A 15901-nucleotide genomic window follows, 5' to 3' on the forward strand; every position below is an offset into this window, starting at 1 on the left:
ACGGGGTATCGGCTCCCGAACCGGTCTGGACCAGGGTCGCCGACGCACCGGGCGCCGACCGAGAGCGCGACCTCCCGTCAGTGACAGGTCGCTAATCTCCGAACCGATGCCCCCCGACACCCGCGATCTCCTCCATCGCCTGCACGGCCTCCTGCTGGAGCGGCGGTCGGTCGTCCTGCTGGGCCGTCCCGGCCTGGGGCGTACGTCGGTCCTGCGCGAGCTGGAGCGACTGATCGGCACCGCGGGCGCGACTGTCCACATGGTGCGGGGCACCGACGGCGACTCGGGAGTGGCGCTGGCGCCGTTCGCGCCGCTGGTGGAGTCCTACCTGCGCGAGCCGGGCACGGCCCTGCCCAGCGTCCTCGAGATCTACTCGGCGCTGCCGGCCGCGCTCGCGGAGGCGGGTGCGGTGGTGCTGGTGGACGACCTCGACCTCGTCGAGAAGGCGTCCTCGGTGCTCGTGGCCCAGCTGGCCCGGGCGGGGGTCCCGCTCGTCGTCGCCGTCCCCGACGAGCAGTCACTGCCCCGGTCGATCCGCGACGACCTCGCGGGCACCTGGGCCCGCGAGCAGCTGCACCCGCTGGGACCCGACGACGTGCTCGCCATGGCGGCACACCTGGCCGGCGACGAGCTGTCGGCCACGTCTGCGGCGCTGCTCGTCACGCACGCGATGGGCGTGCCCCGGCGGGTGGTGGAGATCCTGCGGGCCTGCTCGGCCACGACGACCCACACCGTGAGCGGTGTCGACCTGGGACCGCTCGCCGTGACGCCGGCCCTGCAGCAGCTGGTCGCCGACGACCTCGCCGGGCTGTCCGACCCCGCGGCGCACGCCCTGTCCCTGCTGGTGCTCTCCGGTCGGTTGCCTGCCGACGCCCTTCCGGCACCCGCCGCCGAGGAGCTGGCCGATCGCGGGCTGGTGGCCTGGTCCGACACCCAGGTCGAGCTCACCGATCCTCTCGTCGACGACGTGGTCTCGGCGGGCCTGGCCCCGCCGGCGCGGGCCCGGCTCAACGGCGAGGCCGCCGACCTGCTGCAGGGGCGCGAGGAGTGGCAGGGACTCGCCACCCTGCTGACGGCGCGGGCCGGACGCGAGGTCGACGCGCCCAGCCTGGTCGCGGCGGCCGAGCGTGCCCTGGCCGCCCACCGCTACGACGAGAGCCTCGAGCTGCTCGAGCGCAGTGGCGAGGACTCCGCCCTCCACCGGTTGCTGCGGGGCAGTGCGCTGTCGGCCACCGAGCTGCCCGAGGAGGCGGCCACCGCCCTCGACGAGGCCGCCGCGGCGGACGACCCGGCGCTGCGGGTCCGAGCCGGCCAGCAGCTCGGCCTGCTGCACGCCGTACGACGCAGCGACCCGGCCACCGCCGTCGAGCGGGTGCGGGAGGTCGCCGCCACGCTCGAGGAGCCCGCCCTGCGCCGCCTGCTGGAGATCGACCTGGTGAAGTGGCGACTCATGGCCGGACTCGACCCGGTCCCGGTGCCGGGGGTGCCGGATCCCCGCGACGACGTCGGCCAGGTCAACGCCGCGCTGATCGATGCGATGGTCGCCTCGCTCGACGGGGACCCGTCCGCGGCCCAGGCCCACGTGGACGCGGGTCTGGCCGCGACCGCCCGCACCGATGCCGGACCGGCCTTCGCCGCCGACCTGCTCCGGCTCTCCTCCTACCTCGCCCGGTGTTTCGACGGCCACCTCGCCGAGGCGGAGGAGATGGCGCTCGGCCATCGTGACCTGGCGGCGCGCACGGCCCACCCGTCGCTGGGGATGTGGGAGTACGCCACGGCCGAGCTGGCGCTGCACTCCGGCCGCTATGCCCGTGCAGCCGTCCTGTCGGCACGGGCGGTGCGGCACCTCGCCTGGCAGGACTTCACCGGGCTCCGGCCTGCGGCCACAGCACTCCGGGCGGCCGTCGCAGCACGCCAGGGCCGCTGGGCCCTGGTCGACGAGCTGCAGGAGCAGGTCACCGACGCGCACCGCGCCGACATCAAGGTGGAGCTGCACGTCGCCCGCATCGAGGCCGAGCGCCGCCTGCGGGTCGAGGACGCTGCCGGGGCCGCCGAGGTGCTGGCCCGGGCCGGGCGCCGCGCGGTCGAGCAGTCCCACCGCCACCTCGGTGTGATGGCGATCGACGAGGCGTTCGTGACCTGTCCCGCTGCGGCCGCCGCGGACGAGCTGGCGGCGCTGGCCCCGTCCTCGATCCTCGCCGGCGTGCTGGCGCGACGGGCCCGGGCGCTGGTCGACCACGACGTCGTCGCCCTGAGCGCCGCTGTCGACGAGCTCACCGGGGTCGGTCTGAGCGGCCGAGCGGCCCACGCCGCAGCGCTGGTCGGGCTGGCGCACGCCGACCGGGGGCAGCACGAGGCCGCCCGTCGTGCCCAACGCCGTCAGGTCCTCCTGCTGGCCTCGACCGAGGCCTCACCCTGGCCCTTGCGGTCGGGGCCCGTGATCCTCTCCGACCGGGAGCTCGAGGTCGCCCGGTTGGCCGCGCGACGCCTGCGCAGTCGCGAGATCGCGGAGGCCTGCGGCATCTCGGTGCGCACGGTCGACAACCACCTCGCCCGGATCTACCGCAAGCTCGGCATCACCGGTCGTGACGACCTCCCCGACGCGATGGCCGACCTGGACCGACCCGCGAGCGGCTGAGTAGGTCCTGCTCAACGACAGGCGACGACCCACCGGACCATCCTCGTCGACCATGACCTCCTCCCCGCGCACCCTTGTCCCCTCCGTCCTGCTCGGCCTCACCCTCGCCCTCACGCTGTCGGCCTGCGGGGACGACGAGCCCTCCTCGGTCCCCCGGTCGGACACGGGTTCCTCGTCCTCGACCGACGAGGAGCCCACCCAGGAGGATCTCGACGCCCTGTCGGAGGGCTTCGAGGACGCCACGTCCAACGCCGCCGTCGAGACCGTCGCGGACTCGGTGGTGAGCACCCTGGGCCTCACCGGTTGGAGTGTCGACGGCGACGAGATCACCTTCACCTCCGACGGATCGCAGGACGAGAGCGGCACCGACTGCCCCGTCATCGGCAGCGTGATGGCCGCCTTCGAGGAGGCCGCGGCGCTCACCGTCGTCGTGGACTACAGCGACGGCAGCGTCACGTGCGAGGGCCTCTGACCCCTCAGGAGACCGTGGTCAGCAGCTGGGTCGCGCGGGTGAGCACCACGTAGAGCGTGGCGCGACCGGTGGCCGACTCGTCCTCGATCTCCTGCGGTCGCACGACCACGATCCCGTCGAACTCCAGGCCCTTGGTGTCGAGCCCGGTGAGCACGACGACCCGGTCGACGCCCGAGGGCGGGACCGAGGAGTCGATGGACTCGCGGGCGTGGGGGGCGTCGTCGGCGAGCTCGGGCCAGGAGGCCAGCCAGGCGTTGACCTCGGAGCGTCGGGCGACGGGCACGACGATCCCGACGGTCCCGCCCACCTGACCGGCGATCTCGACCACGGCCGCGCGGGTGGCCGCCTCGAGGTCGGTGACCCCGGTGACGACCTGCGGCTCGACGCCGGTGGAGCGCACCGCGGTCGGCAGGTCGGCGTCGAGCCCGACGCGCTCGGCGTAGGCGGCGGCGTAGGCGTAGATCTCGGAGGAGTTGCGGTAGTTGGTCGAGAGGTGGAACTCGTGGAGCGCCTTGCCCTCGAGCGCCGCCGCCCGCGCCGTGCGCGACTCCTCGGGCACGGGCCACGAGGACTGGGCGGGGTCGCCGACGATGGTCCAGGACGCGGTGCGGCCGCGGCGGCCGACCATGCGCCACTGCATCGGGGTGAGGTCCTGCGCCTCGTCGATGAGGATGTGGGCGAAGGGGTCGTCCTCGATGCGGTAGGTCGGGGGCGCCCAGGCGCGGCCGGAGGGTGCGTACTCCCGGTCGGAGGCCGTGGTGAGCTCCTGGAGGTCGACCGCCCCCTCGATCAGCGCCATCGGGTCGTCGCGGTCGTCCTCGACCTTGGCGGGCACGTCACCGAGCGCGTAGCGCAGCTCGTCGAGCAGCGGCACGTCCTCGACCGACAGCGAGCCGTCGCCGCTCCACGACTTGGTGAGCAGACGCTGCTCCTCGGCGGTGATGACGCCCTCACCGACGCGGGACAGGAGCTCGGGGTCGCGCAGCCAGCCGAGCACGTCGGCGGCCGCGAGGGGCGGCCACCAGGCGACGGCGAAGTCGACGAAGTCGCGGTTGGACAGCATGTCGTCGTCAAAGGCCTCACGGCCGCGCTCGCGACCCCGCTCACCGCGCACCTGGCGCCACATCGCGTCGAGCAGCGTCGGGGCCACGCGCGGCAGCTGGCGGTTGCGACGACCCTGCGACATCAGGTTGCGGCGCACCCGGCCGAGCGTGCCGCGGTCGAGCACGATCGTGTCGTCGCGCCAGAACACGCGGAACTCCGTGGGGCTGCCCGGCGCCTGCTGGCGCGACGTGCGGCGCACGACCTCGGCCATCCGCTCGGAGCCCTTGACGTCGGCCACGGCCGGCTCGTCGTGGCGGCTGGCCTTGACCCCGTCGACGACCTCGCCGAGCGAGCGCAGTGCGACCGCGGTCTCACCGAGGCTGGGCAGGACCCGCTCGATGTAGCGCATGAAGACCCCGCTGGGGCCGATGATGAGCACGCCGCCGGCCTCGTAGCGACGGCGCTCGTTGTAGAGCAGGTAGGCCGCGCGGTGCAGCGCCACCACCGTCTTGCCCGTCCCCGGGCCGCCCGAGATCGCGGTGACGCCCTTGCTGGGGGCGCGGATCGCCTTGTCCTGCTCGGCCTGGATGGTCGCGACGATCGAGTGCATGGAGCGGTCGCGGGCCCGTGACAGCTGCGCCATCAGCGCACCCTCGCCGACGATCGGGAGCTCGACGCCCTGCGCCTCGAGCTCGGCGTGGGCGGCGGCATCGAGCAGCTCGTCCTCGACCCCGACGACCCGGGAGCCGCTCGCGCGCAGCACGCGCCGTCGTACGACGCTGTGCGGCTCGGCCGCCGTCGCCTGGTAGAACACCGCGGCGGCCGGGGCACGCCAGTCGATGAGCAGGGAGTCGCGGTCGGCATCGCGCAGGCCGATGCGGCCGATGTAGCGCGGGGCCGTGTCGACCTCGGCCTGGAGGTCGAGGCGGCCGAAGACCAGGCCCTCGTGGGCGGCGTCGAGCTGCGCGATGCGCTTGGCGGCCTGGAAGACCATCGCGTCGCGCTCGACGAGGCCACCCTCGTGGCCGAGCTTGCCGCGGTCGTGGCCCTCCAGGGCCAACCGCCGTGCGGCGGAGGCCGAGTCGTTCAGCTGGACGTAGACCCGGTCCACGAACTCCTGCTCGCGAGCGACCTCGCGCTCGACCAGCTCCTCAGACAACGCGTGCTTCCCCTCAACCCCGACGATCCCGTCGCTCGCCGGTGGACCCTCATCGTTGGGGGACCCGCCGTCCGAGCAAGTCCGCAAGCCTATAACGCCTGGCGCCCACGGCCACGATCTTCTCGCCACCGTCCGCGCGAGCGGCCCGGAAATGGCGGATGCCCCGCACTGGCGCGTCCCCCGATGCGCCTCGTGCGGGGCTTCCGTGTCCCCCCATGTCAGTTGGTCCCCCCGGGCCTTCCGACACCCACAACGCTACCGAGGTGAGCGCCACACCAGGCCCACGTCGCTGCCACGCTTCGGTAACAGGAAGGCTGCCGCGCTCCGCGCCGGTCGTGTGTCCACCAGCCCGCCGTGGGGACCGAGGGACGTGGAGACCGAGGGACCGACCTTGTTCATTTCTTGCGGTTGAGGAAGGCCACCATCGCCTCACGGGCCTCGTCGCTGCCGAAGAGGCGGGCGCTGAGCCGAGCCATGTCCTCGCCCTGCTCGTCGATGCGGGCGAGGAGCTCCCGGGCGAGGAGCGCCTTGGTCTCCCGCAGGCCCTGCGGGGCGCCGGTCGCGAGGGACGCGACGACCGATGCGACGGCGTCGTCGACCTCGGCCTCCGGCACCGCCCGGGTGACCAGACCCATCGACACCGCCTCGGCTGCGGTGAAGGGCTCGCCCGTCAGGCAGGTCAACGCAGCGGCCCGCGACGTCATGCGGGGCAGGACCGTGAGCGAGATGACCGCAGGGGCCAGGCCGAGCTTGACCTCGGTCAGGGCGAAGGTCGCCCCGTCGGCCGCCACCACGACGTCGGCGGCCGCGATGATGCCGATCCCACCGGCCCGCACCGGGCCGTGGAGGGCGGCCACCACCGGCTTGGGGTGGGCGACGATCAGGCGCTGCATCTCCACCAGGACCCGCGCTCCCTCCTCCATGCCGCCCTCGGAGGCCTCGGAGAGGTCGGCCCCGGAGCAGAACACCCGACCCGACGAGCGCAGCACCACGACGGTCACGTCGTCGTCCTCGGCACTCGCGCGCAGGTGCGCGAAGAGCTCGGTCACCAGCTGGCGCGAGAGCGCGTTGCGGTTGTGCGGGGAGTCGAGCGTGATGGTCGCGACCGCGTCGGAGACGACGCAGTGGACGAGCTCGGCGGGGGCGTCGGCAGGGGCGTCGGGCGCGTCGTCGGTGACGGGAGTCATGCAGGTCATCCTGCCGCAGTGCCATCCGGACGGGCCCTCGCTCCGAACTCCTCCCATGCACAAACGTCTGCTCTACGCCTCTTTCGGACTCCTGGCGACCCTGGTCGGCATGGCAACGGGCCACCTGGTGGCCTCGCTGCTCAACCCCGCTGCCTCGCCCGTCCTCGCCGTGGGGTCGACGGTCATCGACCTGACCCCCACGCCGATGAAGGAGTGGGCGATCCGGCAGTTCGGCAGCGCCGACAAGGCCATCCTGATCGGCTCGGTGCTCCTCGGCGTTCTCGTCTTCGCAGCGATCGCGGGCATCCTGGCCCGCCGCCGCTTCGCGCTCGGTGCCGGCCTGCTGGTCGTGCTCGTCGCCGTCGCCGGGACCGCCGCGATGACCCGCCCCGCCGCGGAGATCGTGGACCTGGTCCCCAGCATCCTGACCGCCGTCGCCGGCGTGGCCGCCCTCTTCTGGCTCGACCGCACGGCCAAGGCCGCCGCCACCGTGACCGGCACGACCCCCGCCGTCGGCAGCGCCCCCGACACGACCTCCAAGCGCCTGCCGCACCCCATGGCCTCGGCCACGGGCAGCGCCAAGGGCGAGTCCGACACGGTCTCCTCCGAGGGCCCGCAGCACGCCCTGACCCCCGAGCCCACGACCCCGACCCGTCGCGGCGTCCTGATCGCCATGGGTGTCCTGGCCGCCGCTGCCGCCGTCATGGGTGGAGCCGGCAAGCTGATCGGCAACCTGCGCAGCCGCCCCGAGGACATCACCCTCCCCGCCGCGGCCGACCCGGCAGCCCCGCTGCCGAAGGGCATCGACAACCAGGTCAAGGGCATCTCCAGCTTCGTCACGTCCAACAGCGACTTCTACCGCGTGGACACCCGCCTGGACACCCCGATCATCAGCGCCGACGACTGGACGCTGACCATCGACGGCGACGTCGACAACGAGATGACGTTCACCTTCGACGACCTGCTCGGCATGGACCTCATCGAGCGCGACATCACCATGACCTGCGTCTCCAACTCGGTGGGCGGTCCCTACGTCGGGTCCGCACGCTGGCTCGGCGTACGCCTCCAGGACCTGCTCGACCTGGCCGGCGTCGGCTCGAAGTCCGACCAGATCCTCTCCACCGACTTCGAGGGCATGACCATCTCCACGCCCCTCGACCTGGCCACCGACGGCCGCGACGCGATGATCGCGATCGGCATGAACGGCGAGGCGCTGCCCCGTGAGCACGGCTTCCCGGCCCGGATGATCATCCCCGGCCTCTACGGCTTCATCAGCGGCACGAAGTGGATCACCCGCCTCACGCTGACGACCTACGACGACGCGAAGGCCTACTGGACCGAGCGCGACTGGGACACCGACGCACCGATCAAGATCTCGGCGCGCATCGACACCCCCAACGCCCTCGACAGCCTCCCGGCCGGCGAGGTCGTGATCGGTGGCGTCGCCTGGGCCCAGCAGAAGGGCGGCGTCGACAAGATCGAGGTCCGCATCGACGGCGGCCCCTGGCAGCCGGCCGAGCTGGGCCCCAGCGGTGGCAACGACTACTGGCGCCAGTGGTTCTTCAAGTGGGACGCCAAGCCCGGCTCCCGCACGGTCGCCGCACGCGTGATCTCCGGCGACGGCGAGACCCAGACGGCCACCGCGGCCAACCCCTTCCCGGGCGGCTCCAGCGGCATCCAGTCGTTCCTCGTCACCGTCGAGTAGCACCCGGCCCGGACCAGTGGTCCAGGCCACACAAATAGGACCAACCGGCTCCAATCCGGCGGCCGGCCAGCACCGAACAACTCCTGTAAGTTCCCCAACGGAAGGCACCAAATCCCATGAAGCTCCAGACCCTTCGCCGCACCGGTGGCGTCGCCACCGCCGCGATCGCCCTCTCGCTGACCCTGGCCGCCTGTGGCTCCGAGGACGACACCGAGACCGCCACCAGCTCCGACGAGACGTCCGAGGCCGCTCCGGCCGAGGAGCCCGCCGAGGAGCCCGCCGAGGAGGCCAGCGCCGCTGACCAGACCTTCGGTGAGGGTTGCGCCGCTGTCCCGGCCGACGGTGCCGGCTCCTTCGACGGCATGGTCATGGACCCCGTCGCCACCGCCGCCAGCAACAACCCGCTGCTGTCGACGCTGGTCACCGCCGTGGGCGAGGCCGACCTCGTGGGCACCCTGAACGACGCCCCCGACCTGACCGTCTTCGCGCCGGTCAACGACGCCTTCGCCGCGATCCCCGAGGCGGACCTCAACGGCATCCTCGCCGACAAGGCCCTCCTCACCAAGATCCTGACGCACCACGTCGTGGGCGGCCAGCTCGACCCCGCCGCTGTCGTGGGCGAGCAGGAGACCCTCAACAAGGACACCGTCACCGTCGAGGGCGACGAGACCGGCATGACCGTCTCCGACGGCGCCGTGACCGCCAACGTCATCTGTGGCAACGTCCCCACCGCCAACGCGACGGTCTACATCATCGACGCCGTCCTGGCCGGCGCGAAGTAATCTCTTCCCTCCGTAGTCATCTGAGCGAGAGGATCTGACCATGGATCCCCTCAGGCCAGAAGCCGCTGGCGCCCCCTCGATCGGGGGGGCGCCGGTGGCGCCTGACCTCTCCGAGCTCCTCAAGCTCTCCGCCCGCGGGGACCAGGGAGCCTTCGCAGTGCTCTATGACGCCATGGCGGCGCGGGTCTACGGACTCGCGGTCCGCGTGGTGCGTGACCCGGCCCAGGCCGAGGAGGTCACGCAGGAAGCGTTCCTGGAGATCTGGCGCATGGCGTCTCGCTACGATGTGGAGCGAGGAAGTGCGACGGCCTGGATGCTCACGATCGTCCACCGCAAGGCGGTCGACCGGGTGCGATCCGCTGAGGCCGCCACCAGGCGGGACACGACGTACCACTCGCAGAACCAGGCGGTCGACCACGATTCGACCGCCGACGCAGCACACGCGTCGCTCGAAGCGCGACGGGTCCGAGCCGCGTTGCACAGCCTCACGGCGGTGCAGCGTGAGGCGCTCGAGCTCGCCTACTTCGGCGGCTACACGCACACGGAAGTGGCCACGATGCTCGACCTCCCGGTCGGCACGGCCAAGACACGCATACGCGACGGACTCATCCGTCTGCGCGACACGATGGGAGTAGGAGCATGAGCAGCGACATCCACGCGCTCTCGGGTGCCTACGCCGTCGACGCCCTCGACGACATCGAGCGGGCCCAGTTCGAGCGCCACCTGGCCGAGTGCGACACCTGCCGGTCGGAGGTCGACAGCCTCCTCGAGGCGTCGGGCGTCCTCGCCGAGGCCGTCTTCCTGGCACCCCCGGCCGCCCTGCGCGACCGCGTCCTGGCCGGCATCGAGACCGTCCGCCCCCTGCCTCCTGTGGTGGCGCCCGTCGTCTCCCTCGACACCGTGCGCCGCAAGCGCCGGTTCCCCGCGCTGGTCGCCGCCGCTGCGGTGGTCACCCTGATCGGAGCGGGCGTCGCCGTGACGCAGCCCTGGCAGGACGAGACCACCCAGATCACCCTGTCCGCCGCCGACCGCGTCCTCCAGGCGCCCGACGCCGAGACCTGGACCAAGAGCCCGGTCACGGGCGGGACCATCAAGGTCACCCGCTCGCGCAGCCTCAACCAGGCCGTCGTCGAGGCCAAGGGTCTCGCCACGCTGCCCGACGGCAAGACCTACGCCCTGTGGCTCCAGCACGACGGTGTGATGATCCCTGCCGGTCTCCTGTCCGGTGAGGGCTCCCTGCCGGTCGTCCTCGAGGGCGACCCCGGCTCCGCCGAGGCGACCGCGGTCAGCATCGAGCCGGCCAGTGGCTCGCTCCACCCGACGACGTTCCCCATCGCCACCTTCGAGTTCGAGCAGGTCTGACCCATGACCCCTGCCCCACGCCGCGTGGCGGTGGTGGGCTCCGGCGTCGCCGGGCTCACGGCTGCCTACGTCGCCTCCAAGACCGCGCACGTCACCCTCTTCGAGGCCGACGACCGGCTCGGCGGCCACGCCGACACCCACCGGGTGCCCGAGGCGACCGAGCACGGTGAGCGCGAGCTGCGCATCGATACCGGGTTCATCGTCCACAACGAGCGCACCTACCCGACCCTGCTCCGCATGTTCGCCGAGCTCGGCGTGGCCACGCAGCCCTCCGAGATGTCGATGTCGATCAGTGATGACGAGACCGGCCTCGAGTGGGCCGGAGCGCTCGGCCGCAAGGGCGTCATTCCCACGGCCGGCCACCTCGCCAACCCCCGCTACCTGCGGATGCTCACCGAGATCCCGCGCTTCCACCGCCGCGCCAAGGCCGTGCTCGCCGCCGCCGAGAGCGGCGCCGGTGCTGGCGCCGACACGACGCTGCGCGTCTTCCTCGACGAGGGCGGCTTCACCCCCTACTTCACGCGGCACTTCATGGAGCCGCTCGTCGCGGCCGTGTGGTCGTGCGACCCCGAGGTCTCGCTCGACTACCCCGCGCGCTACCTCTTCAGCTTCCTCCAGCACCACGGGATGCTCACGATCTTCGGCTCGCCGCAGTGGCGCACCGTCACCGGCGGCTCGCACTCCTACGTCGACCGCGTGGCGGCCGTCCTGCCCGACATCCGGCTGGGCGCCAAGGTCACCTCGGTCCTCGAGACGCCCGACGGCGTCGAGATCACCGACGGCAACGGCGAGGTGTCGTCGTACGACGCCGTGGTGATCGCCGCGCACCCCAGCCAGGCCCTCACCATGCTGGCCGAGCCCACCGATCTCCAGCGCGAGCTGCTGTCGGCGATGCCCTACGCCCCCAACACCGCGATCCTGCACACCGACACCTCTCTGCTGCCCGAGACCGCCAACACCTGGGCCTCGTGGAACTTCCGTCGACCGGCCCCCGGGCAGGGCGAGGACGGTGGCGACGGTGTGCTCGTGACCTACGACCTGACCCGGCTGCAGCGCCTCGACACCGACGTCCACTACCTCGTGACCCTCGGCGGCGAGCACCTGATCGACCCGGCCACGGTCATCGACCGCATGGAGTACGAGCACCCGCTCTACAACCCGACCTCCGTGGCCGCCCAGGCCCGCCTGCCCGAGATCGACACCGACCGGGTCGCCTTCGCCGGCGCCTACCACGGCTGGGGCTTCCACGAGGACGGCGCGCGCTCCGGCCTCGCGGCCGCCGAGCGCCTCGGCCTCACCTGGCCCGAGCAGGGCCAGCACGCCGACCGCACCCCGGTCCCGGCCCTGCCGGCCGGTGGCCAGGTCTACGAGACCACCATCTCCCACACCCGGCGGGCGCCGTTCAAGCGCTCCTTCGAGCACGCCTCGCACACCTGGCTCGTCGACCTCGACGCACTGCCCGACCACGGAGTCCTCGGTCGCTTCGAGGCGCGCGACCACCTCGGCTCGCCCGAGGCCAGCCTGCGCGCCAACGTCGAGGCCTTCCTCGCCCAGCACGACATCACCCTGGGTAACACAGGCGGCAGCGGCCGGATCCTCATGGCCGCCAACGCCCGCGCCTTCGGCTACTGCTTCAACCCGATCAGCGTCTTCTGGTGCTGGGACGCCCACGGCGCCCGCGTGGCCACCGTCGTCGAGGTGCACAACACCTACGGCGACCGCCACGCCTACCTCGTCCAGCCCGACGCCAACGGGCGCGCCACGACGGACAAGGCGATGTACGTCTCTCCCTTCCACGGCACCGACGGCCACTACGAGCTCGCCGTCCCCGTGCCGGGTCGCAGCCTGGACATCGCCGTGACGCTGCACAGCGACGACGGTGCCGTCTTCTCCGCCGCCCTCAAGGGGCGCCGCAGCGACCGACCCGCCTGGCGGGCCGCTCCCGCCGCCCTGCGTCACTCCGCGCTCATCCGAGCGCACGGCATCTGGCTCTGGCTCCGACGCCTGCCGATCCGCCCCCGTCCGTCCCACCACCAGGAAGGAGTCTCGCGATGACCGTTGCACCCGCACGCCAGTCCGCGAACTACTGGCCCGGCCTCGACACCATCCCGTCAGGTCCCCGCGCCGCCGTCTCCGCCGTCATCGCGAAGCGCCTCTTCCACGCCGCCGTGGAGCGCCTGGACGTCACGGTCGTCTCCGGCGACGAGACCTTCGGCAAGGGTGGGCCCGTCATGGTCATCCACCGGCCCGAGGAGTTCTACGCCCGGATCGGTCGCCACCAGCTGATCGGCTTCGGCGAGGCCTACCTCACCGGCGCCTGGGATGCCGAGGACCTGGGTGGCTTCCTCACCGTGCTGGCCGCCGAGGTCTCCGACCTGGTGCCGCAGAGCCTGCAGAAGCTGCGCGCCCTCGTCGTGTCGCGTCCGCCGCGGTTCCACCGCAACTCCGAGGACAACACGCAGAGCAACATCGCCCACCACTACGACCTGTCCAACGACCTCTTCGAGGAGTTCCTGGACGCGTCGCTGAGCTACTCCTCCGCTCTGTTCCCCTCCGACATCGTCGACCACGGCACCCACCTCCAGGCGCTCGCGCCGGCGACCGCGCCCACCGCCGGCGAGCTGCACGCGGCCCAGGGCGCCAAGATCGAGCGCCTGCTCGACGAGGCCCACGTCGGTGAGGGCACCCGCGTCCTCGAGATCGGCTCCGGCTGGGGCGAGCTGGCGATCCGCGCCGCCCGTCGTGGCGCCACGGTCCGCACGATCACGCTCTCCACCGAGCAGAAGGCGCTCGCCGACCAGCGCGTCGCTGCTGCCGGCTTCTCCGAGCAGGTCTCTGTGGACCTGTGCGACTACCGCGCCGTCACCGGCACCTACGACGCCGTGCTGTCGGTCGAGATGATCGAGGCCGTCGGCTGGGAGTACTGGCAGACCTACTTCGAGACCATCGACCGCGTCCTCGCCCCGGGCGGCCGGGTCGCCATCCAGGCGATCACGATGCCGCACGACCGGATGCTCGCGACCAAGCGCACCTACACCTGGATCAACAAGTACATCTTCCCCGGCGGCTTCCTGCCGTCGGTCGACGTGATCGACCAGATCACCCGCGACCACACCACGATCCGCGTCACCAACCGCCTCTCGATGGGCGCCCACTACGCCGAGACCCTGCGCCTGTGGGACGAGACCTTCCTCGGTGCCTCCGAGAAGGTGCTCGAGCTCGGCTTCGACGAGCGCTTCCTGCGGATGTGGCACTTTTACCTCGAGTACTCCCGCGGTGGCTTCGCCTCGGGCTACATCGACGTCAACCAGATCACGTTCACCCGGCCGCAGGAGACCGCATGACCACGACCGCGACGCAGCGGCCCACGACCGGTCGGACCGGCGGCATCGCGGCCCAGCTCGCCGAGGCGGTCGAGCCCTTCGTGGGAGGCGACCTGCCGGTGCGGCTGCGCGCCTGGGACGGGTCCGAGGCCGGCCCCGTCGACGGCCCGCTCGTCGAGCTGCGCACGCCCGACGCCGTACGCCGTCTGCTCTGGCACCCGGGCGAGCTCGGCGCCGCGCAGGCCTACGTCACCGGCGAGCTCGAGGTCCACGAGGTCGACGGCTGGGACCTCGACAAGGCCCTCACCCATGCGTTCTCGGTCGCTCGCGACCGGGGACTGAGCGGTGGACGGCCGAGCATCGCGGCGATGAGCCGCGCTGTGCGCACTGTCATGGGGATCGGTGCCCTCGGTCGTCCACCTGCTGCTCCTGCTTCCCAGGCCAAGCTGCGCGGCCGGCTGCACTCGCAGCTGCGTGACCGCTCCGCGATCAGCTTCCACTACGACCTCTCCAACGAGTTCTACTCGCTGATCCTCGAGCCGCAGATGGCCTACTCCTCGGGCTACCACTCCTCGCCCGAGCAGACGCTCGAGGAGGCGCAGTTCGACAAGCTCTCGCTGGTCTGCCGCAAGCTCGGCCTCGAGCCGGGCATGACCCTGCTCGACGTCGGCTGCGGCTGGGGCTCGCTCTCCCTGCACGCGGCCGAGCACTTCGGCGCGAAGGTCGTCGGCGTCACGATCGCTGCGGAGCAGAAGAAGTTCATCGACGCCCGGATCGCCGAGCGCGGCCTCGAGGACAAGGTGACCATCCGCCTCCAGGACTACCGTGACGTCCCCGAGCGCGACCACTTCGACGCGGTCTCCTCCATCGAGATGGGCGAGCACGTCGGCCAGGGCAACTACCCGACCTACGCCTCGGTGCTGCACCGCTCGGTCAAGCCGGGCGGGCGGGTGCTGATCCAGCAGATGTCGCGCACCGGCAAGTGGCCCGGCGGCGGCCCCTTCATCGAGAACTTCATCGCTCCCGACATGTACATGCGCCCCGTCGGCGAGACCGTCGCCTTCCTCGAGAAGGGCGGGCTTGAGGTCCGCGACGTGCACGGCCTGCGCGAGCACTACGTGCTGACCGTCGCCGGCTGGCTCGAGCGCTTCGACGCCAACCTCGAGCGGCTCACCGAGCTGGTGGGCGAGGAGGTCGTGCGCGTCTGGCGGCTCTACCTCGTCGGCGGCGCGATGGCCTTCCGCGACGGGCGCATGGGCGTCGACCAGATCCTCATGGTGCGTCCCGACGGCCAGCACACGCTGCCCTGGGTGCGCGACTGGTGAACGACGTCCTGCTCGCCTCCCTGGTCGCGCTCGCCGCTGCCGCCCTGCTGATGGTGGTCACGGCTCTCGCCGCGCGCCGCCTCAACCGGGTGGCGGTCGTCGATGTCGCGTGGGGACTCGGTTTCGTCCTCGTCGCCCTCACCTCCACGGTGGTCGGGCTGACGACGGACGGTGATCCGGTCCGGCGGTGGATCGTGCTGGCGCTGGTCAGTACATGGGGTCTGCGCCTCGCCTGGCACATCCGCCGTCGGGCTGTCGGCCACGGGGAGGACCCCCGCTACGAGGCGCTCCTCGGTGGCTCGCTCGACCAGGTCGGCCTGGGCCTCGCGGTCCGCAAGGTCTTCCTGGTCCAGGGCTTCGCCATCTGGTTCATCTCCCTGCCCGTGCAGGTCGGCGCGGTCTCGGACGTCTGGGCGTGGCCCGTCGTCGTCGCCGGGGTGCTGCTGTGGGCGGTCGGCCTCGTCTTCGAGACCGTCGGCGACGCGCAGCTGGCGGCCTACAAGGCCGACCCGGACAGACCCAAGGTCATGGACCGGGGGCTGTGGCGCTACACGCGCCACCCCAACTACTTCGGCGACGCCTGCATCTGGTGGGGCATCTGGCTGATGGCCGGCCTCGGCTCCGGCTGGGTCGCCGGTCTCGCGACCGTGCTGGCACCGATGGCGATGACCTACTTCCTGGTCTTCGCCACCGGCGCTCGCCTGCTCGAGAAGACGATGATGCAGCGCGAGGGCTACCCCGCCTACGCCGCACGCACGTCGATGTTCTTCCCGCTGCCGCCGAAGGGCTGACCCCCGGCGGCAGCGGGCGCCACCAGGTCAGTGCGCGAACAGGCGCGCGGTCCAGTGCGACGTGACCGCCGAAGCCGGTGCCGTCGACGCGGACGTGGTGGGTTCCGGGCAGG

The 15901-nt window shown here is 72.1% G+C and carries 12 protein-coding genes; 10 read left to right on the forward strand and 2 right to left on the reverse strand.

The genetic code is table 11. The features are described from left to right. Positions 1 to 106 precede the first annotated feature (106 nt). The gene (locus AAG827_RS04910) at positions 107 to 2638 is read left to right on the forward strand and encodes a helix-turn-helix transcriptional regulator (protein WP_341924716.1); all 2532 of its coding nucleotides are present in this window, start codon (positions 107 to 109) and stop codon (positions 2636 to 2638) included. A 52-nt stretch (positions 2639 to 2690) separates the two neighbouring features. Next, the gene (locus tag AAG827_RS04915) at positions 2691 to 3110 is read left to right on the forward strand and encodes a hypothetical protein (RefSeq protein ID WP_341924717.1); all 420 of its coding nucleotides are present in this window, start codon (positions 2691 to 2693) and stop codon (positions 3108 to 3110) included. Positions 3111 to 3114: 4 nt separating this feature from the next. On the opposite strand, the gene AAG827_RS04920 is transcribed toward AAG827_RS04915, so the two are convergent. Both AAG827_RS04920 and AAG827_RS04925 read right to left on the reverse strand, forming a co-directional pair. Then, positions 3115 to 5313 (reverse strand): UvrD-helicase domain-containing protein, encoded by a 2199-nt coding sequence (locus tag AAG827_RS04920; protein ID WP_341924718.1) that lies wholly within the window; start codon positions 5311 to 5313, stop codon positions 3115 to 3117. 395 nt (positions 5314 to 5708) lie between these two features. Further along, a complete protein-coding gene (locus AAG827_RS04925) occupies positions 5709 to 6500 on the reverse strand; it encodes an enoyl-CoA hydratase family protein (protein ID WP_341924719.1) in 792 nt (263 codons plus the stop codon). Between the two features lie 55 nt (positions 6501 to 6555). Between AAG827_RS04925 and AAG827_RS04930 the strand changes: the two genes are divergently transcribed. The 8 genes from AAG827_RS04930 (at position 6556) to AAG827_RS04965 (ending at position 15788) form a co-directional block, all read left to right on the forward strand. After that, positions 6556 to 8205: a molybdopterin-dependent oxidoreductase gene (locus tag AAG827_RS04930; RefSeq protein WP_341924720.1), complete on the forward strand. Its 1650-nt coding sequence runs from the start codon at positions 6556 to 6558 to the stop codon at positions 8203 to 8205. Between the two features lie 116 nt (positions 8206 to 8321). Continuing rightward, entirely contained in the window at positions 8322 to 8987 is a 666-nt protein-coding gene (locus AAG827_RS04935; RefSeq protein WP_341924721.1) for a fasciclin domain-containing protein, read from the forward strand. A 40-nt stretch (positions 8988 to 9027) separates the two neighbouring features. Next, positions 9028 to 9630: an ECF RNA polymerase sigma factor SigK gene (gene sigK, locus AAG827_RS04940; RefSeq protein WP_341924722.1), complete on the forward strand. Its 603-nt coding sequence runs from the start codon at positions 9028 to 9030 to the stop codon at positions 9628 to 9630. After that, on the forward strand, positions 9627 to 10349 hold the full coding sequence (locus AAG827_RS04945; protein ID WP_341924724.1) for an anti-sigma factor: 723 nt from the start codon (positions 9627 to 9629) through the stop codon (positions 10347 to 10349). The genes sigK and AAG827_RS04945 overlap by 4 nt, the downstream gene beginning before the upstream one ends. A gap of 3 nt (positions 10350 to 10352) precedes the next feature. Then, on the forward strand, positions 10353 to 12404 hold the full coding sequence (locus tag AAG827_RS04950; protein WP_341924725.1) for a DUF1365 family protein: 2052 nt from the start codon (positions 10353 to 10355) through the stop codon (positions 12402 to 12404). After that, on the forward strand, positions 12401 to 13693 hold the full coding sequence (locus AAG827_RS04955) for a cyclopropane-fatty-acyl-phospholipid synthase family protein (RefSeq protein ID WP_341924726.1): 1293 nt from the start codon (positions 12401 to 12403) through the stop codon (positions 13691 to 13693). Before AAG827_RS04950 ends, AAG827_RS04955 begins: the two co-directional genes overlap by 4 nt. Then, on the forward strand, positions 13690 to 14997 hold the full coding sequence (locus AAG827_RS04960) for a cyclopropane-fatty-acyl-phospholipid synthase family protein (protein WP_341924728.1): 1308 nt from the start codon (positions 13690 to 13692) through the stop codon (positions 14995 to 14997). The genes AAG827_RS04955 and AAG827_RS04960 overlap by 4 nt, the downstream gene beginning before the upstream one ends. After that, positions 14994 to 15788, forward strand: coding sequence for a DUF1295 domain-containing protein (locus AAG827_RS04965; RefSeq protein ID WP_341924729.1), 795 nt, complete (start codon positions 14994 to 14996; stop codon positions 15786 to 15788). Before AAG827_RS04960 ends, AAG827_RS04965 begins: the two co-directional genes overlap by 4 nt. Positions 15789 to 15901: the final 113 nt, after the last annotated feature.

The sequence above is a fragment of the Nocardioides psychrotolerans genome (assembly GCF_943371775.1).
Classification (GTDB): domain Bacteria; phylum Actinomycetota; class Actinomycetes; order Propionibacteriales; family Nocardioidaceae; genus Nocardioides; species Nocardioides psychrotolerans_A.